Origin of the sequence: Streptomyces sp. B5E4, from assembly GCF_039871555.1 — a bacterium.
In the GTDB taxonomy this organism is placed as follows: Bacteria; Actinomycetota; Actinomycetes; order Streptomycetales; family Streptomycetaceae; genus Streptomyces.
The window spans coordinates 55,809-82,005 of sequence record NZ_JBDPMI010000001.1 but is presented as its reverse complement, the minus strand read 5'-3'; the positions used below and the strand labels follow the sequence as shown (position 1 = coordinate 82,005).

Annotated in this window: 19 protein-coding genes; 11 read left to right on the top strand and 8 right to left on the bottom strand. The window is 73.8% G+C overall.

Annotated elements, in window-relative coordinates; all coding sequences use genetic code 11:
• Nucleotides 1-14 precede the first annotated feature (14 nt).
• From ABGA99_RS00295 to ABGA99_RS00285, 3 genes are all read right to left on the bottom strand, one after another.
• Complete coding sequence (locus tag ABGA99_RS00295) at nt 15-1,229, bottom strand: nucleotide pyrophosphatase/phosphodiesterase family protein (RefSeq protein WP_347580719.1); 1,215 nt, start codon at nt 1,227-1,229, stop codon at nt 15-17.
• Nucleotides 1,229-1,819 carry a DUF5998 family protein gene (locus ABGA99_RS00290; RefSeq protein ID WP_347580718.1) on the bottom strand — a complete coding sequence of 197 codons (591 nt, stop codon included), beginning with the start codon at nt 1,817-1,819 and terminating at the stop codon, nt 1,229-1,231. Before ABGA99_RS00290 ends, ABGA99_RS00295 begins: the two co-directional genes overlap by 1 nt.
• 155 nt (nt 1,820-1,974) lie before the next feature.
• Nucleotides 1,975-4,932, bottom strand: coding sequence for a GNAT family N-acetyltransferase (locus tag ABGA99_RS00285; protein WP_347580717.1), 2,958 nt, complete (start codon nt 4,930-4,932; stop codon nt 1,975-1,977).
• A gap of 211 nt (nt 4,933-5,143) precedes the next feature.
• Between ABGA99_RS00285 and ABGA99_RS00280 the strand changes: the two genes are divergently transcribed.
• Nucleotides 5,144-5,428, top strand: coding sequence for an HPr family phosphocarrier protein (locus ABGA99_RS00280; protein WP_347580716.1), 285 nt, complete (start codon nt 5,144-5,146; stop codon nt 5,426-5,428).
• Nucleotides 5,429-5,545: 117 nt separating this feature from the next.
• Here ABGA99_RS00280 and ABGA99_RS00275 read toward each other — a convergent pair whose 3' ends face one another.
• From ABGA99_RS00275 to ABGA99_RS00265, 3 genes are all read right to left on the bottom strand, one after another.
• Nucleotides 5,546-6,235 (bottom strand): GntR family transcriptional regulator, encoded by a 690-nt coding sequence (locus ABGA99_RS00275; RefSeq protein ID WP_347580726.1) that lies wholly within the window; start codon nt 6,233-6,235, stop codon nt 5,546-5,548.
• Nucleotides 6,236-6,385: 150 nt separating this feature from the next.
• Nucleotides 6,386-7,774 carry a pitrilysin family protein gene (locus ABGA99_RS00270; protein WP_347580715.1) on the bottom strand — a complete coding sequence of 463 codons (1,389 nt, stop codon included), beginning with the start codon at nt 7,772-7,774 and terminating at the stop codon, nt 6,386-6,388.
• Nucleotides 7,771-9,168: a pitrilysin family protein gene (locus ABGA99_RS00265; RefSeq protein WP_347580714.1), complete on the bottom strand. Its 1,398-nt coding sequence runs from the start codon at nt 9,166-9,168 to the stop codon at nt 7,771-7,773. The genes ABGA99_RS00270 and ABGA99_RS00265 overlap by 4 nt, the downstream gene beginning before the upstream one ends.
• A gap of 177 nt (nt 9,169-9,345) precedes the next feature.
• Between ABGA99_RS00265 and ABGA99_RS00260 the strand changes: the two genes are divergently transcribed.
• The 4 genes from ABGA99_RS00260 (at nt 9,346) to ABGA99_RS00245 (ending at nt 15,252) form a co-directional block, all read left to right on the top strand.
• Nucleotides 9,346-11,799 carry a DNA topoisomerase IV subunit A gene (locus tag ABGA99_RS00260; RefSeq protein WP_347580713.1) on the top strand — a complete coding sequence of 818 codons (2,454 nt, stop codon included), beginning with the start codon at nt 9,346-9,348 and terminating at the stop codon, nt 11,797-11,799.
• A 106-nt stretch (nt 11,800-11,905) separates the two neighbouring features.
• Entirely contained in the window at nt 11,906-12,859 is a 954-nt protein-coding gene (locus tag ABGA99_RS00255; protein ID WP_347581899.1) for a pyridoxal-phosphate dependent enzyme, read from the top strand.
• Nucleotides 12,860-12,952: 93 nt separating this feature from the next.
• Nucleotides 12,953-13,621: a DUF485 domain-containing protein gene (locus tag ABGA99_RS00250; protein ID WP_347581898.1), complete on the top strand. Its 669-nt coding sequence runs from the start codon at nt 12,953-12,955 to the stop codon at nt 13,619-13,621.
• Nucleotides 13,618-15,252: a cation acetate symporter gene (locus ABGA99_RS00245; RefSeq protein ID WP_347581897.1), complete on the top strand. Its 1,635-nt coding sequence runs from the start codon at nt 13,618-13,620 to the stop codon at nt 15,250-15,252. Before ABGA99_RS00250 ends, ABGA99_RS00245 begins: the two co-directional genes overlap by 4 nt.
• A 15-nt stretch (nt 15,253-15,267) precedes the next feature.
• On the opposite strand, the gene ABGA99_RS00240 is transcribed toward ABGA99_RS00245, so the two are convergent.
• Nucleotides 15,268-16,932 (bottom strand): sensor histidine kinase, encoded by a 1,665-nt coding sequence (locus tag ABGA99_RS00240; RefSeq protein WP_347581896.1) that lies wholly within the window; start codon nt 16,930-16,932, stop codon nt 15,268-15,270.
• A gap of 118 nt (nt 16,933-17,050) precedes the next feature.
• On the bottom strand, nt 17,051-17,980 hold the full coding sequence (locus ABGA99_RS00235; protein ID WP_347581895.1) for a sucrase ferredoxin: 930 nt from the start codon (nt 17,978-17,980) through the stop codon (nt 17,051-17,053).
• Between the two features lie 209 nt (nt 17,981-18,189).
• Between ABGA99_RS00235 and ABGA99_RS00230 the strand changes: the two genes are divergently transcribed.
• The 6 genes from ABGA99_RS00230 to ABGA99_RS00205 all read left to right on the top strand — a co-directional run bounded on the left by ABGA99_RS00230 (nt 18,190) and on the right by ABGA99_RS00205 (nt 26,136).
• On the top strand, nt 18,190-19,194 hold the full coding sequence (locus ABGA99_RS00230; protein ID WP_047018487.1) for a LacI family DNA-binding transcriptional regulator: 1,005 nt from the start codon (nt 18,190-18,192) through the stop codon (nt 19,192-19,194).
• A 136-nt stretch (nt 19,195-19,330) separates the two neighbouring features.
• Complete coding sequence (locus tag ABGA99_RS00225) at nt 19,331-20,725, top strand: extracellular solute-binding protein (protein ID WP_347581894.1); 1,395 nt, start codon at nt 19,331-19,333, stop codon at nt 20,723-20,725.
• Nucleotides 20,726-20,727: 2 nt separating this feature from the next.
• Entirely contained in the window at nt 20,728-21,678 is a 951-nt protein-coding gene (locus tag ABGA99_RS00220) for a sugar ABC transporter permease (protein WP_347580706.1), read from the top strand.
• 16 nt (nt 21,679-21,694) lie between these two features.
• Nucleotides 21,695-22,576, top strand: a complete 882-nt coding sequence (locus ABGA99_RS00215) for a carbohydrate ABC transporter permease (protein ID WP_347580705.1) — start codon at nt 21,695-21,697, stop codon at nt 22,574-22,576.
• A 50-nt stretch (nt 22,577-22,626) separates the two neighbouring features.
• The gene (locus tag ABGA99_RS00210) at nt 22,627-24,330 is read left to right on the top strand and encodes an alpha-amylase family glycosyl hydrolase (RefSeq protein ID WP_347582075.1); all 1,704 of its coding nucleotides are present in this window, start codon (nt 22,627-22,629) and stop codon (nt 24,328-24,330) included.
• A gap of 69 nt (nt 24,331-24,399) precedes the next feature.
• Complete coding sequence (locus tag ABGA99_RS00205; protein ID WP_347580704.1) at nt 24,400-26,136, top strand: glycosyl hydrolase family 28-related protein; 1,737 nt, start codon at nt 24,400-24,402, stop codon at nt 26,134-26,136.
• The last annotated feature ends 61 nt before the right edge of the window (nt 26,137-26,197 follow it).

The following is a 26,197-nucleotide window of genomic DNA, read 5'->3' as shown; positions in this document are numbered from 1 at the left end:
GCCGGCCGTACGTCTCAGGACCGTACGGTCAGCAGCGGGACCAGCTGCTCCGCCGGGGTCAGCGAGCCGTGCATGCCGACGAGCGCGGACTCCTTCGGCTCGGTGCGGGTGGCGACGATCGCGATGTCGTCGGCCGCGGCGACGATGACGTCCCCGAGCCGGTCCCGTACCCGCTCGTCGACCTTCGGCCCGAACCACCCCAGCGCGACGGCCTCGTCGCGGCTCACCACCCAGGCCCGCTCGCCCAGCACCTCGCGCCAGACGGTGAGCACGTCGGCGGCGGCGCCCGGAGCGGCGTACACGTGCCGGGCGCGGCCCTCGCCGCCGAGGAGGCGGACGCCGGCGCGCAGCTCCCAGTCCTCGTCGACGTCGTAGCGGGCGTCGGCGGTGAAGGGGATGTCGACCATGCCGTGATCGGCGGTGACGTAGAGCGCGGCGCGCGGCGGCAGTTGCTCGGCGAGCCGGCGGGCGAGGCGGTCGGCGTAGCCGAGCTGGCCGCGCCAGGCGTCGGAGTCGACGCCGTGCCGGTGGCCGTTGCCGTCGACCTCGCTGTAGTACGTGTACACGAGGGTGCGGTCCGCGGCGGCGAGTTGTTCCGCGGCGACGTCCATCCGCTCCTCCCCGGACAGCCGGCCGTGGAAGGTGCCGCCGCTGAGCGCGATCGTCGTCAGCGGGGTGGTCTCGAAGACGGGCGAGGAGACCTGCGCGGTGTGCACGCCGGCGTCGTGGGCGAGCTGGAAGACGGTGGGGTACGGCTGCCACGCGCGCGGCGACGTCCAGGGCTGCCAGCGCAACTGGTTCATCAGCTCGCCGGTCTCCGGGTCGCGCACCGTGTAGCCCGGCAGGCCGTGGGCGCCGGGCGGCAGGCCGGTGCCCACGGAGGCAAGGGAGGTCGCGGTGGTGGCGGGGAAACCGGCGGTCAGCGGCTCGCCGGTGGCGAGACCGTGCAGGAACGGGGCGTCCTCGGGGTGGGCGAGCAATTGCTCCCAGCCCAGGCCGTCGATGAGGAACACGCAGACGCGGTCGGCCGGTTCGACCCCGGCGAGGGCGGGGACGAAGCCGGGGACGCCGAGGCCGGCGGCGGCGCTGGGCAGCAGGTCGGCCAGGGAGCGGGTGCCGTAGCGGGGGGCGGGCGCGGCGGCGGGGTCGAGCGGCACGGGCCAGTCCCCGGCGGCCGGTGGCGCGCTGTGCCGTATCCCGCCGCCCGGTGTCCCCCCCGAGGCGGCCATCAGGCTTCGGGGCCGGCTGCGGTGGCCTCGGAGAGCGCCTGGGCGAAGGCCAGGGCCTGCCGTACGGTCTCGGGGCCGTCGCCGGCCTCACTGACGCGCAGGCTCAGGTCGTCGGCGGTGGCCGAGCCGGTGTAGCCGTGGTCGGCGTCGCAGTTGGGGTCGCCGCAGGTGGCGGGCTCCATGTCGAGCCGGCTGACGGCGCCCCAGCCGACGGTCAGCACGACCTCGCGGGGCAGGGTGCCCGGCGTGTACGCCTCGGGGTTGCCGACGACGCGGCTGAGGACGACGGAGGAGATCCGGGCGAGCTTGACGGACTCGGTGGAGGTGGTGGCGTACGGCGTCGGGGAGGTGGTGTCCGCGGCCTGCTCGTCGGTGTGGCTGACGATGAAGCGGCTGTCGGTGAGCACGAGCACGGTGACGTGGCGCCGGACCTCGTTGGCGTCGAACGTCGTCTCCTGGTGGACCAGGTACCCGGACACGGGCTCCCCGCCGACGGCGGCCTCCACCGCCTCTCCTACGAGGGCGGGGTAGTAGCCGCTGCGCTCGATCGCCGCGCGCAGCCCCTTGGTCGCGGTCCCGGTCTTAGCCATGCGCCCATCCTACGGCCCGGAGGGCCCGCCCCGGTCCGCTGTCGCGAGGCCCGGGGGGCGGACGGGGCACGCGGGTTGGCGCGCGCACCGGCCCCGGCCCCGGCCCGGGCCGGCATCCGGGCCGGTCGGAGGCCTCACGCCCGGCGGACCGCGGGTCAGTAGCGGGGCATGCGGCGGGCGCCGAGGTCGATACGGGGCGGCGGCGGGGCCAGCCGCAGGGCGGCGGAGAGCACGCTGACACCCTGCGGGGCCACCACGACCGGGGACAGCTCGACGGAGACCACCTCGGGGTGCTCGTCGACGAAGATCGACAATCGCAGCAGCAGCTCCTCCAGCGCCGCGGTGTCCACCGGCTGGGCGCCGCGCCAGCCGAAGAGCAGCGGGGCGCCGCGGATGGCGCGGATCAGCTCGGCGGCGTCCCGGTCGGTGGCGGGCACGAGCCGGTGCGCGAGATCGCCGAGCAGTTCGGAGGGGGCGCCGGCCAGGCCGAAGGAGAGCACCGCGCCGACGCCGGGATCGACGGTGGCCCGTACGACGGTGTCGACGCCGCGCGGGGCCATGGCCTGCACCACGGGCTGCAGCTCGGCGGCGGCGCCGAGGGTGCCGGTCAGCTCGGCGTGGGCGAGGCGCAACTGCTCCTCGCCGGCGAGGTCGAGGCGGACGCCGCCGAGGTCGGGGCGGTGCCGCAGGTGGACGGCGGTGGTCTTGAGCGCCACGGGGTAGCCGAGCCGGGCGGCGGCGGCCGCGGCGGCGGCCGGGTCGGGGGCGGGCAGCGCGGGCAGCACCGTGATCCCGTACCGGCCGAGCAGGCGCGCCGCGGCCTGCTCGGGGACGTCGACGGGCACGCCTTCCGGGTACGGGGCGGGTGGCGCGGGGACGTGCGGGACCGTACGCGCCGCTGCCGTACCGGCGGCGTCCTCCGGCCCTCCGCCCGCGGCAGAGCCGGCGGCTCCGGATCTCGCCGGACCGGGCCCGGCCCCGGCCGTGCCTTCGCCCTGCGCCGGCCGCCACGCGCCGCCCGGCGCCCAGTCCGGCGGGACACCGTCGCCGGCACCCGCCGCCCGGCTCCGCTCCCCCACCAGCCCGGCGATGTCCTCGGCCGCCCCCGCGGGGTCCAGGTCGTCGTACTCCGGCACCCGCCCCGGATCGGCCGCGCGGCGGCGCCACTGGGCGTACCGCACCGCCTGCGCCAGGGCCCGCGCGGCCCGCTCCCCCGCCGGGTAGGTCGGGATGCCGTCCGGCGGGGCCGCCAGGGCGCCGGGCAGGCCCTCGATCTCCAGGTGGACGACGGCCACCGGCTTCGTCGCACCGGCAGCCGCCGCGCGCAGCGCGTCCGCGAGCGCCCCCGCGTCCTGCGGGCCGGGCACCGCGGCGAGCGCGGGCACGTCGGGGTCGGCGACCCACGGGATGGCCGTCACCAGCACCGCGTCGCAGCCGTCCGCGGCCAGCGCGCCGGCGACGGCGGCCCGGAAGTCCTCCGGCGCCGCGGCGGCGGTCAGGTCGCGCGGGGGCAGCGGGCGCAGCCCGGCGGCGCGGCAGGCGTCGTACGCGAGGAGGCCGAGGGAGTCGGAGTTGCCGACGATCGCGACCCGCGGCCCGGCGGGCAGCGGCTGGGCGGCGAGCAGCAGCCCGGTGTCGACGAGTTCGGTGACGGTGTCGACGGCGACGACGCCGGCCTGGCGCAGCAGCGCGCCGACGGTCTCGGCGGGCACCGAGGTGCCGGGCACGGCGTGGCCGGGCGGCGTACTGGCGCTGTGCCGGGCGCCCTTGACGACCACGACCGGCTTCTCGGCGGCCGTGCGGCGGGCCAGGCGGGTGAACTTCCGCGGGTTGCCGAGGGATTCGAGGTACATGAGGACGACGTCGGTGGCGGCGTCGTCGTGCCAGTACTGCAGCAGGTCGTTGCCGGAGACGTCGGCGCGGTTGCCCGCGGAGACGAACGTGGACACGCCGGTGAGCGCCGCGCCCGGCCGCCGGCGCAGCCCGGACAGCAGCGCGATGCCGATGGCGCCGGACTGGGTGAAGACCCCGACGCGGCCGCTGCCCGCGGGCTCGGGGGCCAGCGTGGCGTTCAGGCGTACGGGCGGGGCGGTGTTGAGGACGCCGAAGGCGTTGGGGCCGATGACCCGCATGCCGTGGCCGCGGGCCTGCCGGACGAGGTCGCGCTGGCGCGCGCGGCCGGCGGCGCCCGCCTCGGCGTAGCCGGAGGAGAGCACGACGAGCCCTTGGACGCCCTGTTCGCCGCAGTCGTCGACGACGCCGGGGACACGGGCGGCGGGCACGGCCACGACGGCGAGGTCGACGGGCTCGTCGATGTCGTGGACGGAGCGGCGGGCGGGGACGTCCTCGGGCAGCAGCCGGTCCTGGCCCTCGGGGTACGCGTGGTTGACGGCGTAGAGGCGGCCGGTGAAGCCGGCGGCGAGGAGGTTGGCGAGGACGGTGCGGCCGACACCGCCGGGGCGGCGGCCGACGCCGATCACGGCGACGGAGCGCGGTGCGAGCAGCCGTTGGACGGAGCGGGCCTCGGCGCGCTGCTCGCGGGCGTGCATGACGGCGAGCGAGCGTTCGGTGGGCTCCAGCTCGAACTCCAGCCGCACGACGCCGTCCTCGAAGCTGCGCTTCTGGGTGTAGCCGGCGTCCGTGAACACCTTCATCATGCGGCTGTTGGCGGGGAGCACGTCGGCGACGAAGCGGCGTACGCCGCGCTCGCGGGCGCAGGCGGCGATGTGCTCCAGCAGCGCGGAGGCGACGCCGCGGCCCTGCTGGTCGTCCTGGACGAGGAACGCGACTTCGGCCTGCGTCGCGCCGTCGGCCGCCGGTTCGATGCGGTCGTAGCGCACGGTGGCGATGAAGGCGTCGCCGACGACGGCGGCCAGGCCCACCCGGTCGACGTAGTCGTGGTGGGTGAAGCGGTGTACGTCGCTGGCGGACAGCCGGGGGTGCGGGGCGAAGAAACGCAGGTACTTGGACTCGTCGGAGACCCGGTCGAAGAACGCGACGAGCCGGTCGGCGTCGTCCGGGACGATCGGCCTGACCTGTGCGGTGCCGCCGTCGCGCAGCACGACGTCGGCTTCCCAGTGGGTGGGGTACTCGAGTGCCGACGGGGTGGCCATGGGGCCCAGGTTACGGTCCGCGCACGCTGGCGGGAGCGGGCGCGGCAGGGCAGTCTGAGGTGACCGCGGAGCGTGCCGGGCACCGCGGGCAGCCGGGGCGGGCGGCGCAGGGCCGCGCTCCGGGACGTAAGCACAGGCCGGCCGCGGTCCGGCAGGCTCGGCGCGCGTGCAAGAATGGTCTAGACAACTAGAATGAGGAAAGGGCAACACCATGGTTGAGCGCCGCGTCACCGTCGGCTGGGCCGAGGGCCTGCACGCCCGTCCCGCGTCGATCTTCGTGCGGGCGGCCACCGCCGCCGGCATCCCGGTGACGATCGCGAAGGCCGTTGACGGGAACCCCGTCAACGCCGCCTCCATGCTCGCCGTGCTGGGCCTGGGCGCCAAGGGCGGCGACGAGATCGTCCTCGCCTCCGACGACGACACCTCGGACAGCGCGCTCGACCGGCTGGCGAAGCTGGTCCGGGAGGGCCTGGACGAGCTGCCGGAAACCGTCTGACGCACCGCCGCGCGAATCCCCGCACACCGCCGGGCGGAATTGGCCGATTTCCGCGGAGCGGATTCCGGCGGCCCCGCATATTCACCCGCATCCCCGATTTCCACGGGCACGTCTTTGTTACGGCTGATCGCTTCCCGTGTTTACGGCATGTTTCCGGGAACTCACCCGCACGGTTCTGCGCAATTCGAACGCGCCCGCCGAACGCTCCACGTGCGCCGTGGCCAGACTCCTCGCCCGCTCCGCGTCCCCGCGCGCCACGGCGTCGGCGAGCGCGCCGTGCTCGTCCCACGCCTCCACCGTCCGGACCGCCGGCGAGGCCCCGTACAGCCAGGACACCTTCCGGCGCACCTGCACCAGCAACGCGGTGAGGTTCCGGCTGCCGGTGGCCTGCGCCAGCGTCTCGTGGAACCACGTGCTCAGCGACGGCAGCTCCGCGACGTGCCCGCGCTGCGCCCGTTCCCTGCCCAGCCGCACCAGGCCGTGCAGCACCTTCAGATGGGCCTCCGTACGCCGCTGGGCCGCGCGGGCGGCGCCCAGCGGCTCCAGCAGCGCGCGTATCTCCAGCAGGTCGGCGGCGTCCTGCGCGGTGGGCTCGGCGACGCAGGCGCCGGCGTGCCGCTTCGTGGTGACGAAGCCCTCCGACTCCAGCGTGCGCAGCGCCTCGCGGACCGGCACCCGCGAGACGCCGTACCGGCGCGCGAGGTGCTCCTCGGCGAGCCGGGCGCCCTGCGCGAAGAATCCCGAGACGATGTCGTCGCGGATCGCCGTACACACCGCCTGGGAAATACCGCCGTTCACCGCGCACACCGCATCATCCACGCCCCTTAGCGCCGCCCGGGTGAACAGTATGGCAGCGGTATGCGAATGACGGCAGGAACGCGAAAGAGCCCGGCGCGACCGCCGGGCTCTTTCGGTCTGCTACGGGCCGGTTTCCGCAGGGCGCGGGAAAGCCGGCAATCAGCCGGAGACGACCCTGACCTCTCCGATGCCCAGCGCCTGCACCGGCTCGGCGATCTTCTCCGCGTCGCCGACGAGCACGGTGACGAGCCGGTCCGTGGGGAACGCGCTCAGCACCGCCGCCGTGGCCTCCACCGTGCCGGTGTCGGCGAGGCGGGCGTACTGCCGGGCCTGGTAGTCGTCGGGGAGCTGCTGCTCGACCTGGTCGGCCAGCGTGCCGGCGACCGCGGCCGACGTCTCGTACCGCAGCGGGGCCACGCCGACCAGGAAGTCCGCGGCCGCGTCCCGCTCGGCGTCGGTCAGCCCGTCGGCCAGCGAGCGCAGCACCTGCCAGGTGTCCGCCAGCGCGGGGCCGGTCACGTCGGTCTCCACCGAGCCGCCGATGGCCAGCAGCGCCGCGCCGGTGCCGTCGGCCGGCGAGCGCAGCGACTGGGCCGAGGCGCGGACGCCGTAGGTGTAGCCCTTCTCCTCGCGCAGCACGACGTCCAGGCGGGAGGTGAGGGTGCCGCCGAGGCAGTACGTGCCGAGGATCTGGGCGGGCCAGACGGCGTCGTGCCGGTCGGCGCCTACCCGGCCGACGAGCATCTGCGTCTGCACCGCGCCCGGCCGGTCGACGATGACGACCCGGCCGGTGTCGTCCGCGGCCACCGGCGGCAGCGGGCGGGCCTCGGCGGGGGTGCCGGTCCAGCCGCCGAGGCTGCCGGCCAGCGCGTCGTCGACGTCGGCCCCGGTCAGGTCGCCGACGACCACGACGGTGGCGGTGGCGGGCCGGACGTGGGCGTCGTAGAAGGCCCGTACGGACGCGGCGTCGATGCGCGCGACGGACTCCTCCGTGCCCCAGCGGGGGCGGGAGAGCCGGTCGCCGGCGTCGAACAGCTCGCCGTACAGCGCCATCGCGGCGCGCCGGCCGGGGTTGGCCAGCTCGTGCGGGATCTCGTCCAGCCGGTTGGCGACCAGCCGCTCGATCTCGTCGTCCGGGAAGGCGGGCGCGCGCAGCGCGTCGGCGAGCAGCCCGAGGCCGCGGCGCAGCCGGGAGACCGGGACCTCCAGCGAGACGCGGACGCCCGGGTGGTCGGCATGCGCGTCGATGGTGGCGCCGGAGCGCTCCAGCTCGGCGGCGAACTCCTCGGCGGTGTGCGTGTCCGTGCCCTCGGAGAACGCCCGCGCCATGATCATGGCGACGCCGTCGAGACCGGCCGGCTCGGCGTCCAGCGGCGCGGCGAGGCACACCTCGACGGCGACGACCTGCTGGCCGGGGCGGTGACAGGTGAGCACCGTGAGCCCGTTGGGGAGCGTGCTGCGGTCCGGGGCCGGGAACGCCCACGGCCGCGCCTCGCCGCCCTGCGGGCGGGGATGGAAGGTCATCATGCTGGTCGTCTCGGCGGTCACGCCTGAACCTCGTCTTCCTTCGTGCTCGCGGCGCCCGCGGCACCGGCGTTCTCGTCGGTGGCGCCGGCCGCACCGGGTTCGTCCGCCTCGTCGGCGGGGGCCGTGGGCTCGTACACGAGGGCGGCGCGGTTCTCCGGGATGAGCCGTGCCTTGGCGACGGCCTGCACCTCCTCGGCGGTCACGCCGAGGATCCGCTCGACCGCGCCGAGCGCGAGCTTCGGGTCGCCGAAGAGCACGGCGTAGCGGCAGAACTCGTCCGCCCGGCCGCCGACGGTGGCGAGCCGGTCCAGCCACTCGCGCTCCAGTTGCGCCTGCGCCCGCTCCATCTCCTCGGACGTCGGCCCCTGTTCGGCGAAGCGCGCCAGCTCCTCGTCGACGGCGGTCTCGATGGCGGGCACCTCGACGCCGCCGGACGCCTTGACGTCCAGCCAGCCGAGCGACGGCGCACCGGCGAGCCGCAGCATCCCGAACCCGGCCGCGACGGCGAGCCGGTCGCGGCGCACCAGGCGGTTGTAGAGCCGGGAGGACTCGCCGCCGCCGAGCACGGTCAGGGCCAGGTCTGCGGCGTCGGCCTCACGGGTGCCGTCCTCGGGCAGCCGGTACGAGGCCATCAGCGCCCGCGACGGCACCTCTTCGGCGAGCGGCACGCGCTGCGCGCCGCCGAGGGTGTCGGGCAGTGAGCCGTCGCGCGGGGGCTGCTTGCCGTCGTGCGCGGGGATGGAGCCGAAGTACTTCTCCACCCAGGCGAGCGTCTGCGCCGGGTCGATGTCGCCGACGACGGAGAGGACGGCGTTGCCCGGGGCGTAGTACGTGCGGAAGAAGTCCTGGCAGTCCGCGAGCGAGGTGGCGTCCAGGTCGGCCATCGAGCCGATCGGCGTGTGGTGGTACGGGTGTCCGTCGGGGTACGTCATCGCGGCGAGCTTCTCGAACGCCGTGCCGTACGGCACGTTGTCGTACCGCTGCCGGCGCTCGTTCTTCACCACGTCGCGCTGGTTGTCCAGGCTCTCCTGGGTGAGCGCGGTGAGCAGCGAGCCCATCCGGTCGGCCTCCAGCCACAGCGCCAGTTCGAGCTGGTGGGCCGGCATGGTCTCGAAGTAGTTGGTGCGCTCGAAGCTGGTGGTGCCGTTGAGCGAGCCGCCGGCGGACTGCACCAGCTCGAAGTGCCCGTTGCCGGAGACCTGCGCCGAACCCTGGAACATCAGGTGCTCGAAGAGGTGGGCGAGTCCGGTGCGGCCGGCGACCTCGTGGCGCGAGCCCACGTCGTACCAGATGCACACCGAGGCGACGGGCGTGAGATGGTCCTCGGAGAGGATGACCCGCAGCCCGTTGTCCAAGCGGTGTTCTTCCAGTGTCAGTCCGCCTGAGTTGGCCTGCGGGGTGGCCGTCTGACCCATGGGCATGGAGTCCCTTCGATCGCTGCTGTACGCGCGACACCGGACGTCCGGTGTCGCGCCCCCACTGTATGCCGGGGGCTGTGCGCCGGGTCGTGGTCGGCGATGTCGGCGCGTGGGTCCACAATGGGGGCGCACGCCGACCGCCCGTGAACGAGCCGATGAGGAGCAGCAGCCGAGATGGCCCGCCGCAGAAGCAGTGCCCCGCCGCCAGAGGAGTTCGAAGAGCGGATCCTCGACGTCGACGTCGTGGACGAGATGCAGGGCTCCTTCCTCGAGTACGCGTACTCGGTCATCTACTCCCGTGCGCTCCCCGACGCCCGCGACGGTCTGAAGCCCGTACACCGCCGCATCCTGCACCAGATGAACGAGATGGGCCTGCGCCCCGAGCGGTCGTACGTGAAGTGCGCGCGCGTCGTCGGCGAGGTGATGGGCCGGCTGCACCCGCACGGCGACTCCGCCATCTACGACGCGCTGGTGCGCATGGCGCAGCCGTTCTCGATGCGGCTGCCGCTGGTCGACGGCCACGGCAACTTCGGCTCCCTCGGCAACGACGACCCGCCCGCGGCCATGCGCTACACCGAGTGTCGCCCCGCGCCCGCCGCGACGCTCATGGTCGAGTCGATCGACGAGGACACCGTCGACTTCTCCCCCAACTACGACGGCAGCGAGCAGGAGCCCGTCGCCCTGCCGTCCGCCTTTCCGAACCTGCTGGTGAACGGCGCCTCCGGGATCGCGGTCGGGATGGCGACCAACATGCCGCCGCACAACCTCGGCGAGGTCATCGCCGCCGCGCGGCACCTCATCCGGCATCCGGGCGCCGACCTGGAGACCCTGATGCGCTACGTGCCGGGTCCCGACCTGCCCACCGGCGGCCGGGTCGTCGGCCTCGACGGCATCCGGGACGCGTACGAGACGGGCCGCGGCAGCTTCAAGATCCGCGCCACCGCGACGGTGGAGCAGGTCTCCGCGCGGCGCAAGGGCATCGTCGTCACCGAGCTGCCCTTCACGGTCGGCCCGGAGAAGATCCGCGCCAAGGTCAAGGACCTCATCGGGGCGAAGCGGCTGCAGGGCATCGCCGACCTGAAGGACCTCACCGACCGCGAGCACGGGCTGCGGCTGGTCTTCGAGATCAAGAACGGCTTCCACCCCGAGGCCGTGCTGGAGCAGTTGTACAAACTGACGCCGATGGAGGAGACCTTCGGCATCAACAACGTGGCGCTCGTCGACGGCCAGCCGCTCACGCTGGGCCTGAAGGAGCTGCTGGAGGTCTTCCTCGACCACCGCTTCACGGTGGTGCGGCGGCGCAGCGAGTTCCGGCGCACCAAGCGCCGGGACCGGCTGCACCTGGTGGAGGGCCTGCTCGTCGCGCTGCTCGACATCGACGAGGTCATCCGCATCATCCGGGCCAGCGAGAACGCCGCGCAGGCCAAGGAGCGGCTGATCGGCCACTTCTCGCTCTCCGAGATCCAGACGCAGTACATCCTGGACACGCCGCTGCGCCGGCTGACGAAGTTCGACCGGCTGGAGCTGGAGGCCGAGCGGGACCGGCTGACGGCGGAGATCGCCGAGCTGACGCGGATCCTGGAGTCGGACGCGGAGCTGCGCAAGCTGGTGTCCGGGGAGCTGTCGGCGGTGGCGAAGAAGTACGGCAGCGAGCGCCGCACGGTGCTGCTGGAGGCCGGCGGGGAGCCGGCCGCGGCGGTGCCGCTGGAGATGTCCGACGACCCGTGCCGGGTGCTGATGTCGTCCACGGGGCTGCTGGCCCGTACCGCCAACGGTGATCCCTTCGGCGAGCCGGCGCCGGCGAAGCGCGTCAAGCACGACGTGATCGTCTCCGCGGTGCCGACGACGTCGCGGGCGCACATCGGGGCGGTGACCTCGCAAGGGCGGCTGCTGCGGGTGTCGGTGATCGACCTGCCGGTGCTGCCGGAGACCGCGGCCAGGCCCAGCCTGGCCGGCGGCGCGGCGGTCTCGGAGTTCCTGACGCTGGCGGACGGCGAGAAGGTCGTCTGCCTCACCACGCTCGACGAGTCCTCGCCCGGCCTGGCGCTGGGCACGGAGCAGGGCGTGGTGAAGCGGGTGGTGCCGGACTACCCGGCGCACAAGGAGGAGTTGGAGGTCGTCGCGCTCAAGGACGGCGACCGGATCGTCGGCGCGGCGGAGCTGCGCACGGGCGAGGAGGACCTCGTGTTCGTCACCAGCGACGCCCAGTTGCTGCGCTACCCCGCGGGGCAGGTGCGGCCGCAGGGCCGGCCGGCGGGCGGCATGGCGGGCGTGAAGCTCACCGACGGCGCGAAGGTCGTCGCGTTCCACGTGGTCGACCCGGCGGCGGAGGCGGCGGTGCTGACGGTCGCGGGCTCCACCGGGGCGCTGGACGGGGCATGGGTACAGACGGCGAAGCTGACGCCGTTCGACCAGTTCCCGCGGAAGGGGCGGGCGACGGGCGGCGTGCGCTGCCAGCGGTTCCTGAAGGGCGAGGACGGCCTGACGTTCGCCTGGGCGGGGCCGGTGCCGGCCCGCGCGGCGGGGCGCACAGGCGGTCCGGTGGAGCTGCCGGAGCCGGACCCGCGCCGGGACGGCTCGGGGACACCGCTGGCGAAGCAGGTGACGGCGGTGGCGGGCCCGGTGTAGTCCGCGGGCCGGCGGCGGGCGTGGGCCCGGCGTCGGGGGCGGTCCGCGGCGGTACGGCGAATCCCCGTGCTGGACCCGGGGGTCGGCGGCTGCCAGCGTGGGGGCCATGAGGACTCCGACCGTCACCGACGCCCTGCTCGCCCGTCGGCTGATCCGCGACGTGCTGCCGCCCACCCCGCTGTGGTCGTACGCCGCGCTGGACCGGGGGCCGGCCGCGGCCCTGTTCGTCAAGCACGAGAACACCCAGCCGACGGGCGCGTTCAAGGTACGCGGCGGCCTCGCCCTGCTCGCCTCGATGACCGCCGGGGAGCGCGCCCGCGGCATCGTCGGCTACTCCACCGGCAACCACGCCCAGTCGCTGGCCTACGCCGCCGCCCGGCACGGCGCGCCGTGCACCATCGTGATGCCGGAGCGCCCCAACCCCGGCAAGGCGCGCGCCGTCACGGCCCTCGGCGCCGAGCTGATCCAGCACGGCGCGACGTTCGACGAAGCCCGCCCGTACGCCGGGCGGTTGGCCGCCGAGCGGGGCGCCCGGCTGGTCAGCGCCGCGGACGAGCCGGAGATCGTCGCCGGGGTGGCCACCGCGTACCTGGAGCTGTTCGAGCAGGCGCCGGACCTGGACACGGTGATCGTCCCGGTCGGCGGCGGCAGCGGGGCCGCCGCCGCGAGCCTGGTGGCCGCGGCCGTCGCCCCGGCCTGCCGGGTGGTGGCGGTGCAGTCCGCGGCCTCCCCCGCAGCGTACGAGTCCTGGCGCGCCGGCCGCCTCGTCGAACGCCCCAACCGCACCCGGGTCGAGGGGCTGGCCACCGGCACCGGCTTCGCGCTGCCGCAGGCGCTGATGCGCGCCGGGCTCGCGGACTTCCTCCTCGTCGACGACGACGCGATCGCCCTCGCCCAGCGCAGCCTGATGCGCGACGCGCACACCCTGGCGGAGGGCGCGGGCGCGGCGGCGCTCGCGGCGCTGCACGCGCACCCGGACGCCTTCGCGGGGCAGCGCGTCGCGGTCGTGTGTACAGGAGGGAATGCCCAGGAGGCAGAAATCGCCAGGGCTATCGCCTGAAGGTGTGAAGGGTCTGGAATGCCCCGTCTGTGATCTCCCCGCGTTGCTCATTCTGGGCAGTCGGCAACCCCGCCGAGCAAGGAGAGCACTGCGGTGAACAACCCCCAGGGGCCCGAGGGGGCCCCGCCAGCCCCGCCCCACGATCCGTGGTCCGACCGGCCGGACTGGTCCGGCCGGTCGGACGTGCTGCCCTGGCCGGATGCGTCGCCCTGGCCCGCCCGGACGGCGCCGACCGACCGGAGGGAGCAGCTCTACGTGCCCGCCGCCCCGGCCCCCGGCTGGGGCTGGGACGGCTGGGAGCCGGAGCCGGAGCCGGAGCCGGCCCCGGCCGCACCGCCCCCTCCGCGGGCCGCAGAGCGCGCGGACTCCGGCGCGCACGACGGCGATCCCGAAGCCGACGACGACGTGTACCTCGCCGTGCACGCAGGGCCCGAGTTCCAGCGCGTCCGCAGCCGGTACCGCCGGTTCGTCGTGCCGGCCGCGCTCGCGTTCCTCGTCTGGTACCTGTCGTACGTCGTCGTCGCCACCGTCGCGCCCGAGCTGATGGGCCGCCGGGTCGCGGGACCGGTCAACGTCGCGCTGCTCGCCGGACTCGGCCAGTTCGCGACGACGTTCCTGCTCACCTGGGCGTACGCCCGGCACGCCCGGCTGCACCGCGACCCCGCCGCGCTCGACCTGCGCTGGGACATCGCCATGCGGACCCGCCGACCGGACGGCTCCGCCGGCGCCGGCGGGAACCCGGGGCAGGAGCCGGGCCGGTGACCGGGGAGCACCAGAAGCTCGCGCTGCTGCTGTTCTGCGCGTTCGTGGCGCTGACGCTGGCCATCACGCTGTGGGCGGGCCGGCGGCGGCCCGGCTCACCGGAGGAGTTCTACGCCGGCGGCCGGCTCTTCAGCCCCATGGAGAACGGTTTCGCCATCTCCGGGGACTACATGTCCGCCGCGTCCTTCCTCGGCATCTCCGGCCTCATCGCGCTCTACGGCTACGACGGCGTGCTGTACTCCGTCGGCTTCCTCGTCGCCTGGCTCGTGGTGCTGCTGCTCGTCGCAGAACTCGTCCGCAACTGCGGCCGGTTCACCCTCGCCGACGTCGTCGCCTCCCGGCTGCGCCGGCCGCAGGTGCGGTTCGCGGCCGGCATCTCGTCCGTCACGGTCTCGGTGCTCTACCTCGTCGCCCAGATGGTCGGCGCGGGCAGCCTGGTGGTGCTGCTGGCCGGCGGCCACGCCGGCACCGGCACGCGCACCGCGGCGGTCGCGGGCGTCGGCGCGCTGATGGTCACGTACGTCGTGCTCGGCGGGATGCGTGCGACGACGTGGATCCAGATCGTCAAGGCCGTGCTGCTGCTGGCCGGGGCGCTCACGCTCACCGTGCTGGTGCTGCTGCGCTTCCACGGCGACCCCGGCGCGCTGCTGGAGGCCGCGGCCGGGCGCAGCGGCCACGGCGCGGACTTCCTCGCCCCCGGCCTGGCGTACGGCGGCGGGCTCGCCGACCGGCTGGACTTCCTCAGCCTCGGCATCGCGCTGGTCCTGGGCACCGCGGGGCTGCCGCACATCCTGGCCCGCTTCTCCACCGTGCCGACGGCCACCGCCGCGCGCCGCTCGGTGATCTGGTCGATCGGGCTGATCGGCGGCTTCTACCTGATGACGATCGTGCTCGGCTTCGGCGCCGCGGCGCTGGTGGGCGGCGACGCCGTGCGCGCGGACGACCCGTCGGGCAACACGGCGGTGCCGCTGCTGGCGCTCGGTCTCGGCGGCGGCGCGGCCTCCACCGGCGGAACGGTTCTCTTCGCGGTGGTGGCGGCGGTGGCGTTCGCGACGATCCTGGCGGTGGTCGCGGGGATCACGCTGGCGTCGTCGGCGTCCGTGGCGCACGACCTGTACGCGACGGTGCGCCGCTCCCGCGCGCGGCGCCGCGCGGGTCGTACCGCACAAGGCCCGGACGGCGAATCCGCCGGCGAGGTGGCCGTGGCGCGGGTGGCCGCCGCGGTCATCGGGGCACTCGCCATCGGTCTGGGGCTGCTGGCCCGGGACCTGAACGTGGCGTTCCTGGTGGGGCTCGCGTTCGCGGTGGCGGCCTCGGCGAACCTGCCGGTGCTGCTCTACGCCTTGTTCTGGCGCCGGTTCACCGACCGCGGCGCACTGTGGGCCCTGTACGGCGGACTCGGCCCCGCGGTGCTGCTGGTGGTGTTCTCGCCCGTCGTCTCGGGCAGCCCGGACGCCCTCTTCCCGGGCGCGGACTTCCACGTCTTCCCGCTGCAGAACCCGGGGCTGGTTTCCGTGCCGCTGGGCTTCTTCGCGGGCTGGCTGGGCACGGTCACGTCCGCGGAGCCCGCCGATCCCGTACGGCACGCCAAGACCCAGGTCCGGGCGCTGACCGGGGCGGGGGCCGCGTAGCGCGGGCGCCGCGGGTTACGGGGCCGGCAGCCGGCGGCCGGGTACGCGCCCGGCCGCCGGGCCCAGCGCCTCGGGGAGCACGACGGTGAACTCCGCGCCCCCGCCCGGCCGCTCGCCGACCTCCGCGTGGCCGCCGTGCCGCTCGGCGAGCCGCCGCACCAGCGCGAGGCCGAGGCCCCGCTTGCCGTACGCGGGCGGCTCCTTCGTCGTCCAGCCGTCGGCGAAGACCAGCTCCCGCCGCTCCGCCGGCACCCCGGGCCCGGAGTCGGCGACCCGCAGCCGTACCGTCTCGCCGTCTGCCCGCAGGTCCACCTCGACCACCGGGTCCGGCGAACCCACCGCGGCGTCCAGGGCGTTGTCGACCAGGTTGCCGACGATCGTGACCAGCCCGCGCGGGTCGACGGCCCGGTCCGGCAGCTCCCCCGTCAGCACCAGCGGCACGCCCCGCTCCGCGGCGACGGTCGCCTTGCCGACGAGCAGCGCGGCCAGCAGCGGGTCGCGGATCCGGCCGGTGACCTGCTCCGCGGTGGCCCGGTGGCCGCCGGCGGCCTCGGCGATGTACTCGGTGGCCTCCTCGGTCATGCCCAGCTCCAGCAGCCCGAGGAGGGTGTGCAGGTGGTTGGCGTGCTCGTGGTCCTGGGCGCGCAGGGCGTCGATGAGGCCGCGGGTGGAGTCGAGTTCGCGGCCCAGTTGCTCCAGTTCGGTGCGGTCGCGCAGGGTGGCGACGGCGCCGCCGTCGGCGGTGGGCATGCGGTTGGCGACGAGCACCCGGCCGTCGCTGACGGTCAGCAGGTCGGATCCGGCGACCCGGCCGGCGAGCACGTCGGCGGTACGGCCCGGGCGCAGCACGTCGTCGAGCGGGCGGCCGGTGTGCTCGGGGTCGATGCCGAGGAGCCGGGCGGCCTCGTCGTTGACCAGCCGCAGCCGGCCGGCGCCGTCGAGCGCGACGACGCCCTCGCGGATGCCGTGCAGCATCGCCTCGCGCTCGTCGAGGAGCGCGGCTATGTCGGAGAAGGCGAGGTCGCGGGTGCGGCGCTGGAGCCGGCGGGAGTGCGCGAAGGCGACCAGCGCGCCGACGGCCAGCGCGCCCCCCGCGTACGCCAGCACGCCGGGCACCGCCGCGATGAGCCGGTCGCGTACGCCCTCGTACGGGATGCCGACCGAGACCGCGCCGACGATCCGCCCCTCGCGGTCGTAGAGCGGCACCTTGCCGCGGGCGGTACGTCCCATGGTGCCGGTGTCGATGCCCATCCACTCCTCGCCGGCGAGTGCGGCGGAGGGGTCGGTGGAGACGCGGTGGCCGACGCGCTCGGGCCGGGTGTGGGACCAGCGCACGCCGCGGTTGTCCAACACGACGACGTACTCGGCGCCGGTGGCCTTGCGGATCCGCTCGGCGCGGCGCTGCACGGGCCCTTCCGGTTCCGCGGGGGTGGTCAGCAGCGCCTCGGCGAGGCCGGGTTCGACGGCGGTGCTCTGCGCGATGGCCATGGCGCGGCGCATCACCTGCCGGTCCAGCTCGTCGCTGTACGGCGCGAGGAAGAGCGCCGCGGCCAGGATCGTGACGCCGGTGGCGAGGGCGAGCTGCATGAGCAGGATCTGGGAGGAGACACGGCGCGGCCAGCCGAGCCGCCGGCCGGGGCCGCGGGGCTCACCGCGGCGTGGGGTCAACGTTGCGCCCATGAGGGCGAACCGTAACCGACCGGGACGCTACGGGCACTCCCCCGAACGCACATCCCCACACGCCCGCCCCAGGGTAGCTCCGGCCGACTACGCAGGGTAGTCGCCCCAGGCGGCGGGCTCAGTGCAGCCGCGGCGGGCCCGCGGCCATGCGCGTCTGCGCCACCGGCGCGGCGCCACAGCTCGCCGGGGTGGCCACCGCGGCGGCCCGCGGGGCGACGGGCACGTCCCAGGCGCGTCCGTCGCGGTGCACGACGGTCACCAGCCAGCCGGCGCCGCCACCGTCGCCGTCGCTTTCGGTGCGTACGACGGCGAGGTCGTCCACGCCGTACGCACCGACCAGCAGGCGCACCGCCAGCTCCGCCGTCTGCCCCGGGCGCTCCCAGGTGGAGCGTCCGCGGCAGTTGCCGGGGACGACCAGCCCGGAGGCCAGCGACTCGACGACCTCCTTGACCGCGTGCGGGGTCATACGGCCGTAGGCGTAGCCGTGCGGGAGGAGGAGCAGCGTGGGCGAGAAGCGGTGGCCGCCGATGTGGGTGATCTCCCAGGTCGCGGTGGACCCGGCGGCGTGCAGGTCGGCGGCGAGGGGGCGGCCGAGGAGGGCGCAGCAGCGGTCGCGGCGGCCGTTGGTGCAGACGAACACCGGCGGATCTCCGCGGTACGGGCCGGCGCCGAGGGCGGCGTCGAAGTCGGCGTGGTCGCCGCGGCCGAGGGCGGCGAGGTCGAGGCCGACGAGGTGCGCGGGGTCGTGGACGTCGGTGGCGCGGATCCAGGTGCGGCCGGGGGCGGTGTGGGCGGCGAGGACGCGGCGGCTGGCGGGGCGGCGGACGTCGGCGTGCCGGCCGGGCCGGCGGATGAGCGCGACGCGCACGCCGGTGCCCTCGGCGCACTCCTCCAGCGCGCGGCCGATCGCGGGGTCGAGGTGGCTCTGGGTCAGCGCCTCGTTCCCCCACGGGCCCGTCTGCTCGACGAGCAGCCAGGTCGCGGCGACGGCCGCGGTCCCGGCGAGCGGTTCGGCCAGCTCTCCGGAGGCGGTCGCGCACGTACTCACGAAGGTGAGCCTAACCGTTCTTCAACGCCCCGTCCCGCGGGGCCCGTCCGTCCCGGTGATCCCTCCGTGCCCCGGCGCCCCACGGTTCCTGCGGACCGCCGTCGCCCGCCGCGTACGCTCACCCCCTGCCGTACCGCTGACGTGGGTGGAAGAGATCGGCCCGGCACCCACCGCAAGCAGCTTGCGTTTCTTGCGCTAATCTTGCGTCCATGACTCGACGACTTGCTGAGGTTGCCAAGAAGGTGGGGGTCTCCGAGGCCACCGTCAGCCGCGTGCTGAACGGAAAGCCCGGGGTGTCGGAGGCGACCCGGCAGGCCGTGCTGTCGGCCCTCGACGTGCTCGGCTACGAACGGCCCACGCAACTGCGCGGCGAGCGCGCCCGGCTGGTCGGCCTGGTCCTGCCCGAGCTGCAGAACCCGATCTTCCCCGCGCTCGGCGAGGTGGTCGGCGGCGCGCTGGCCCAACTGGGCCTCACCCCCGTGCTCTGCACGCAGACGAAGAACGGCGTCTCCGAGGCCGCGTACGTCGATCTGCTGCTGCAACAGCAGGTCTCCGGCGTGGTGTTCGCCGGCGGCCAGTACGCGCAGTCCGCCGCGCCGCACGAGCACTACCGCAGGCTGGCCGAGCGGCGCATCCCGGTGGTGCTGATCAACGCCGCCATCGAGGACCTGGGCTTCCCCCGCGTCTCCTGCGACGACGCGGTGGCCGTGGAACAGGCATGGCGCCACCTGGCCTCGCTCGGGCACCGCCGCATCGGCATGCTGCTGGGCCCCGGGGACCACGTGCCCTCAGCCCGCAAGCTCGCGGCCGCCGAGGAACTGGCGCGGCAGACCGGCCTGGAGCTGCCGGAGTCGCGGGTGGCGCGGGCGCAGTACTCGCTGGAGAGCGGGCAGGCGGCCGCGACGCGGATGCTGGAGGACGGCGTCACGGGCTTCGTGTGCGCCAGCGATCCGCTCGCGCTCGGGGTGATCAGGGCTGTGCGGCGGCGCGGTCTCGACGTGCCGGGGGACGTGTCGGTGGTGGGGTACGACGACTCGGCGTTCATGAACTGCACGTCGCCGCCGCTGACGACCGTGCGGCAGCCGATCGAGTCCATGGGCCGGGCGGCGGTCGAGCTGCTGTCGGCGCAGATCGGGGGCGCCCCGGTGGCCGCCGACGAGCTGCTGTTCGAGCCGGAGCTGGTGGTGCGCGGCTCCACCGGCCCCGCGCGGTGAAGGATCTTCATTTTCCAGTCTCGTTCTTGCAACTTCCGCGCGACATATTGCGAAGACCTGTCGACGGTGGTTGAGTGTGCGCGCCACGGCAGCGTGCAGCCGTGGCTTCCCGCTCCTGCCCAGAGGGGTCACCGAGATGAGAAGTTCCGGGTTCCGCCGTACCAGCGCCGCTCTCGCCGTCAGCGCCGCCCTGGCGCTCGTCGCCGCCTGCGGCACCTCCAGCTCCGACGAGGGCGGGGACGACGCGGCCGATGCGGCCGACGCCGCCGCCCCGCTGGACCCGGAGACCGAGGTCACCCTGACGATCGACTGCATGCCGCCGGCGGCCGAGAAGGCCGAGCTGAAGGAGTGGAAAGAGGACGTAGCGGCCTTCAACAAGGAGTATCCGAACGTCACGATCGAGGGGAAGCAGACCGACCCCTGTCTGGAGCCGCCGCGGTTCACGGCCATGCTCAAGGCCAAGTCCCAGCCGGACGCCTTCTACACGTACTTCACCGACCTGCAGCAGGTGCTGGACAACGACGGCGCCGCGGACATCACCGCCTATGTCAATGACAAGACGGTCCCGGCGCTCGCGGACATCGACCCGCAGGTCCTCGACGTGCTCAGGCAGGACGGCAAGCTCTACGGGCTGCCGACCAGCAACTACACCATGGGCCTGCTGATCAACCGCAAGCTCTTCGAGGAGGCCGGCCTCGACCCCGACGACCCGCCGACGTCCTGGGACGAGGTCCGTGCCGCCGCCGAGGCGATAGCCGGTCTCGGCGACGGCATCAGCGGCTTCGGCGAGTACAGCGCCGGCAACAACGGCGGCTGGCACTTCACCGCCTCGATGTACGGCCTCGGCGGCGACATCGTCTCCGAGGACGGCACCAAGGCCGCGTTCAACGACGACACCGGCCGCGCCTACGTCGAGAACCTCCACGCGATGCGCTGGGAGGACGACAGCATGGGCAAGACCCAGTTGCTCAAGTGGGGCGACCTGCAGAAGCAGATGGCGTCCGGCAAGCTCGGCATGTTCCTCGCCGCGCCCGACGACATCACCTACATGGTCCAGCAACTGGGCGGTGACTACGCCGACTTCGGCATGGGCCCGATGCCCGGCGGCGAGGCGACCCTCTTCGGCGGCAACGACTACCTGATCAAGAAGGGCAGCTCGCCCGACCAGATCAAGGCCGCCATCGCCTGGCTGAACTTCAAGTTCCTCACGCCCGGCAAGGGCCAGTTCGAGTGGGCGCGTACCAAGGCCGACGAGCTGCCCGTGGGGCTGCCCCAGCCGGACTTCTGGAAGGGCGAGAGCAAGCAGCAGGACGACAAGCTGCGCGCCGAGCACTCCACGATGCCGGTCGAGAACTTCCAGCCGTTCCGCGACAACCCGGTCCCCGGCCGCGCCGAGCCGCCCAAGGCCCAGGAGATCTACAAGGTCCTCGACACGGTGATGTCCGGCGTGCTCACCAACGAGGACGCCGACCCCGCCGGGCTGCTCGACACCGCCGAGGACCAGGTCAACCAGGTCCTCGCGAACCAGTAGCCATGGCGGCACCCACCCTGTCCCGGCCCGCCGCCCCCTCCCCGGGGCGGCCCGCCGGCCGGCGGCGCACGGGCCGCGAGGACTTCGCCCGCGCGCTGCGCCGCAACCTGACCGCCCACGGCTTCCTCATCGGCGCCGTGCTCTGCTTCACGCTGTTCTCCTGGTATCCGATGGTCAGGGAGTTCATCCTGGCCTTCCAGAAGAACGAGGACGGCGAGACCGTCTGGGCGGGCTGGTCGAACCTCAGCTACATCTTCAACGACCCGGCCTTCTGGCAGGCGTGGCGCAACACGTTCGCCTTCACCGGCCTCGCGCTGCTCCTCGGCTTCGCCGTGCCGTTCGCGGTCGCGATCGTGCTGAACGAGTTCCGGCACGGCCGCGCGTACCTGCGGGTCCTGGTGTATCTGCCGGTGATGCTGCCGCCGGTCGCCTCCGTGCTGCTCTTCAAGTACTTCTACGACCCGGGCTACGGGCTCTTCAACCGCATCCTCGACACCTTCGGCCTGCCCGCGCAGGACTGGCTCCAGTCGAGCGACACCGCGATGCTCTCCGTGGTCATCGCCGCCACCTGGATGAACATGGGCGCCGCCACGCTGATCTACCTGGCCGCGCTCCAGGGCATCCCGGGCGAGCTGTACGAGGCCGCGGAGCTGGACGGCGCGGGTCTCTTCCGCAAGATCTGGCACGTCACCATCCCGCAGACCCGGCTCATCCTGTCGCTGATGCTGCTGATGCAGATCATCGCCACCATGCAGGTCTTCGTGGAGCCGTTCCTGCTCACCGGCGGCGCCGGCCCGGAGAACTCGACGCTGACCGTCGTCCAGCTCATCTACCAGTACGCCTTCACCTTCAACAACTACGGCAGCGCCGCGGCCCTCGGGGTCGTCCTGATGCTGGTGCTCGCCGTCTTCTCGGCCGCGTTCGTCCGCCTCGACCGCAGCAGCGAAGACTGAAGCCGGGAGATCCCAGATGGCCGAATCACAAAGGACGCTGATCTCGCCGGCGGTGCTGGCCAGGCCACGTGGAAAAGCCCTGTACTGGAGCGCGTTCGCCCTGGTCATGGCGGTCTTCACGCTGGCGTTCATCGGGCCGCTGTACTGGATGGTGACCAGCGGGCTGAAGTCCTCCCAGGAGTTCGCGCAGACGCCGCCGACACTGGTGCCGGGCGAGGTCGAGACGGACAACTACTCCGAGGCGTGGAGCGTGCTGGACCTGGCCCAGCTCCTTCTCAACACCTGCGTGTACGCCTTCGGCGCGCTGGCGTTCATGCTCGTCTTCGACGTGGCCGCGGCGTACTCGCTGTCCAAGCTCCGCCCCGTGCTGGGCAAGGTCATCCTCGGCGCGATGCTCGCGACGCTGATGATCCCGGCGACGGTCCTCGTCGTACCGCAGTACCTCACGGTGCTCGACATGCCGCTCATCGAGCGCAACCTCATCAACTCACCGTGGGTGATCTGGCTGCCGGCGGTCACCAACGCCTTCAACATCTTCCTGCTCAAGCGCTTCTTCGACTCCATCCCCCGGGAGCTGATGGACGCCGCCGCCATGGACGGCGCATCGCCGATGCGCACCCTGCGGTCCATCGTCCTGCCGATGTCCCGGCCGATCCTCGGCGTCGTCTCGATCTTCGCGGTCGTCGCCGTGTGGAAGGACTTCCTCTGGCCGATGCTCACCCTGCCCGACCCGACGAAGCAGACCCTCAACGTCGGCATCTACTCGCTGGGCGCGAGCGTTCCGGAGAACCAGCTCATCGCCGCCCTCGCGATCGCCTCGGTGCCCACGCTGGTGATCTTCCTCGTCTTCCAGCGCAACATCATGCACGGCCTGACCGCCGGCAGCCTCAAGGGCTGACGGTAAGGGCCCTCTTCCTGAACCAGTAGGGATTTCCTGTGAGGGATTCAGTGTCGGATACGAGCTGGTGGCGCGACGCCGCCATCTACCAGGTCTACGTACGCAGCTTCGCCGACGGCGACGGCGACGGCACCGGCGACCTCGCCGGCGTCCGCGCCCGGCTGCCGTACCTCGCCGAGCTGGGTGTGGACGCCATCTGGTTCACCCCCTGGTACGTCTCGCCGATGGCCGACGGCGGCTACGACGTCGCCGACTACCGGGCGATCGACCCGGCGTTCGGCACCCTCGACGAGGCCGAGAAGCTGATCGCCGAGGCCCGCGCCCTCGGCATCCGCACGATCGTCGACGTCGTGCCCAACCACGTCTCCGACGCCCACCCCTGGTTCCGCGCCGCGCTGGCCGCCGGGCCCGGCAGCCCGGAGCGCGAGCTGTTCCACTTCCGTCCCGGCCGCGGCCCGGACGGCGAGCTGCCGCCGAACAACTGGCCCTCCCAGTTCAACGGCGAGTCCTGGACCCGGCACGCCGACGGTGACTGGTACCTCCACCTGTTCTCCGAGCGGCAGCCCGACCTCAACTGGGCCCACCCCGCAGTGCGCCGGGAGCACGAGGACGTGCTGCGTTTCTGGTTCGAGCGGGGCGCGGCGGGCGTACGCATCGACTCCGCCGCCCTGCTGGCCAAGGACCCGGCGCTGCCCGACTGGGACGAGGACGACCCGCGCGGCGAGCCGAACCCGTTCGTCGACCTCGACGACCTGCACGAGATATACCGCTCGTGGCGGGCCATCGCCGACGAGTACGACGGCGTGCTCATCGGCGAGCTGTGGGTGCCGGAGCCGGAGCGCTTCTCCCGCTACCTGCGCCCGGACGAGCTGCACACCGCGTTCAACTTCGACTTCCTGGCCCGCCCCTGGGACGCCGCCGAGCTGCGCACCTCCATCGACACCACGCTGGAGTACCACGCGCCGGTCGGCGCGCCCGCGACGTGGGTGCTGTGCAACCACGACGTGACGCGCACCGTCACCCGCTACGGCCGCGACGACGCCGACCCGGGCACCGGCTTCGCCTTCGCCGCCAAGCGCTTCGGCACCCCGACCGACCCGGTGCGCGGCACCCGCAGGGCGCGCGCCGCGGCGCTGCTCTCCCTCGCCCTGCCCGGCTCCGTCTACCTCTACCAGGGCGAGGAGCTGGGCCTGCCGGAGGCGGAGGTGCCGCGGGACCGCATCGTCGACCCGATGCACTTCCGCTCCGAGGGGCGCGACCCGGGCCGCGACGGCTGCCGCGTGCCGCTGCCGTGGCGGGCGGGGGGCGCGGCGTACGGGTTCAGCGACCCGCCGGGCGCGGACGGCGTCGACGGCGAGGGCGGTGTCGACGGCGAGGGCGGTGTCGACGGCGAGGGCGGTGTGCACGTGAACGGCGACGGCACCGCGACGGGCGAGCCGTGGCTGCCGCAGCCGGCGGGCTGGGGCACGTACGCCGTCGCCCGCCAGGAGGACGACCCGGGCTCGATGCTGCGCCTGTACCGCGACGCGCTGCGGCTGCGCCGCGGCGAGCCGGGACTCGGCGACGGGCCGATGCGCTGGCTTGACTCCCCCGGCGGCGTGCTGTCCTTCGCCCGCTCCGACGACTTCGTCTGCGTCGTCAACCTCGCCGAGGAGACCGCGCCGCTCCCGGCACACCGAAGCGTCCTGATCGGCAGCGGTCCTCTGGACGAGGGGAAGCTGCCGCAGGACACGGCGGTCTGGCTGCGTACCTAGCCCGGCTGCGCCCCGCGCGGCCGGACCGCCGGCCCTTACCCCCCACCCGCCCCCACGGGAAGGTTCGTCATGCGCAAGGCACGTAGAGGAAGGATCACGCTGGCCGCGTCCGTGGCCGCCGCCGCGGCGCTCGTCGCCGTACCCGGCGGCGCCCACGGCGCGCCGGAGGCGGGCGCCGACCTGCCGTTCGTCTCGATCGAGGCGGAGGCGGCCGACACCGACGGCAGCCCCGTCGGCCCCGACTACACCCAGGGCACCCTGGCCTCGGAGTCCTCGGGGCGGCAGGCGGTGGAGCTGGACGCCCAGGGTGAGTACGTCGAGTTCACGCTCACCGCGCCCGCCAACGCCGTGAACGTCGCGTACAGCGTGCCGGACGGCACGTCCGGAAGCCTCGCCGTCTACGCCAACGGCACCAAGCTGGACGTCTCGCTGGCCGTCACCTCCGAGTACTCCTACATGGACACGCCCTGGATCCCGGGCGCCAAGACCCACCACCTGCTCGACAACTCCCGGGTCATGCTGGGTCAGGACCTGAACGCCGGCGACACCGTACGGCTCCAGGCCGACGACCTCGGCGGCGGCCCGTACACCGTCGACGTGGCCGACTTCGAGCAGGTCGCCGCGCCGGCCGAGGCGCCGTCCGGCGCCGTCTCCGTCGTCGACAAGGGCGCAGACCCGACGGGCGCCGCGGACTCCACGGAGGCGTTCCGCACCGCCGTCGCCGAGGCCAAGGGCGGCGGTACGGTATGGATCCCGCCGGGCGACTTCAAGGTCGGCTCCGAGCTGTCGGGCGTCGAGAACGTCACCCTCCAGGGCGCCGGCTCCTGGCACTCGGTGGTGCGCAGCTCGCGCTTCGTCAACCAGTCGGGCTCCGCGGGCAACGCGCACCTCAAGGACTTCGCCGTCATCGGCGAGGTCACCGAGCGCGTCGACGGCAACCCGGACAACTTCGTCAACGGCAGCCTCGGCGCCGGCTCCACCGTCTCCGGGATGTGGCTCCAGCACCTGAAGGTCGGGCTCTGGCTGACCGGCACCAACGACAACCTCGTCGTCGAGAACACCCGCTTCCTCGACATGGCGGCCGACGGCCTGAACCTGGGCGGCAGCGCCAAGGGCGTCCAGGTGCGCAACAACTTCCTGCGCAACACCGGCGACGACGCGCTCGCCATGTGGTCGCTGAACGCACCCGACGTGGACTCCACGTTCGCGGACAACACGATCTCGCAGCCGAACCTGGCCAACGGCATCGCGATCTACGGCGGCACGGACATCACCGTCGAGAACAACCGCGTCCTGGACACCAACGCGCTGGGCAGCGGCATCGCGATCTCCAACCAGAAGTTCCTGGACCCGTTCCACCCGCTGGCCGGCACCATCACCGTCGCGGGCAACGAGCTGGTGCGCACCGGCGCGATGAACCCCAACTGGAACCACCCGATGGGCGCGCTGCGCGTCGACTCCTACGACAGCGCCATCGAGGCGGACGTGAACATCACGGACACCGTCGTCACCGACAGCCCGTGGAGCGCCTTCCAGTTCGTCTCCGGCGGCGGCACCGGCAAGGCCGTGCAGAACGTCACGATCGACGGCGCCACCGTCGACGGCGTCGGCAGCGTCGTCGTGCAGGCCGAGACGCAGGGCTCGGTGACCGCAGGCGGCGTCACCGCGACGGACGTCGGCGTGGCCGGCGTCTACAACTGCCCGTACCCGGAGGGCAGCGGGACCTTCACACTCACCGACGGCGGCGGCAACTCCGGCTGGGACAGCGTGTGGGAGGACTGCTCCGCCTGGCCCGGCCAGGACTGACCCCGCTCCCCAAGGGCACAGCGCTCCCGTACAGCGCACCACGGCACAGCGGTCCACTCGT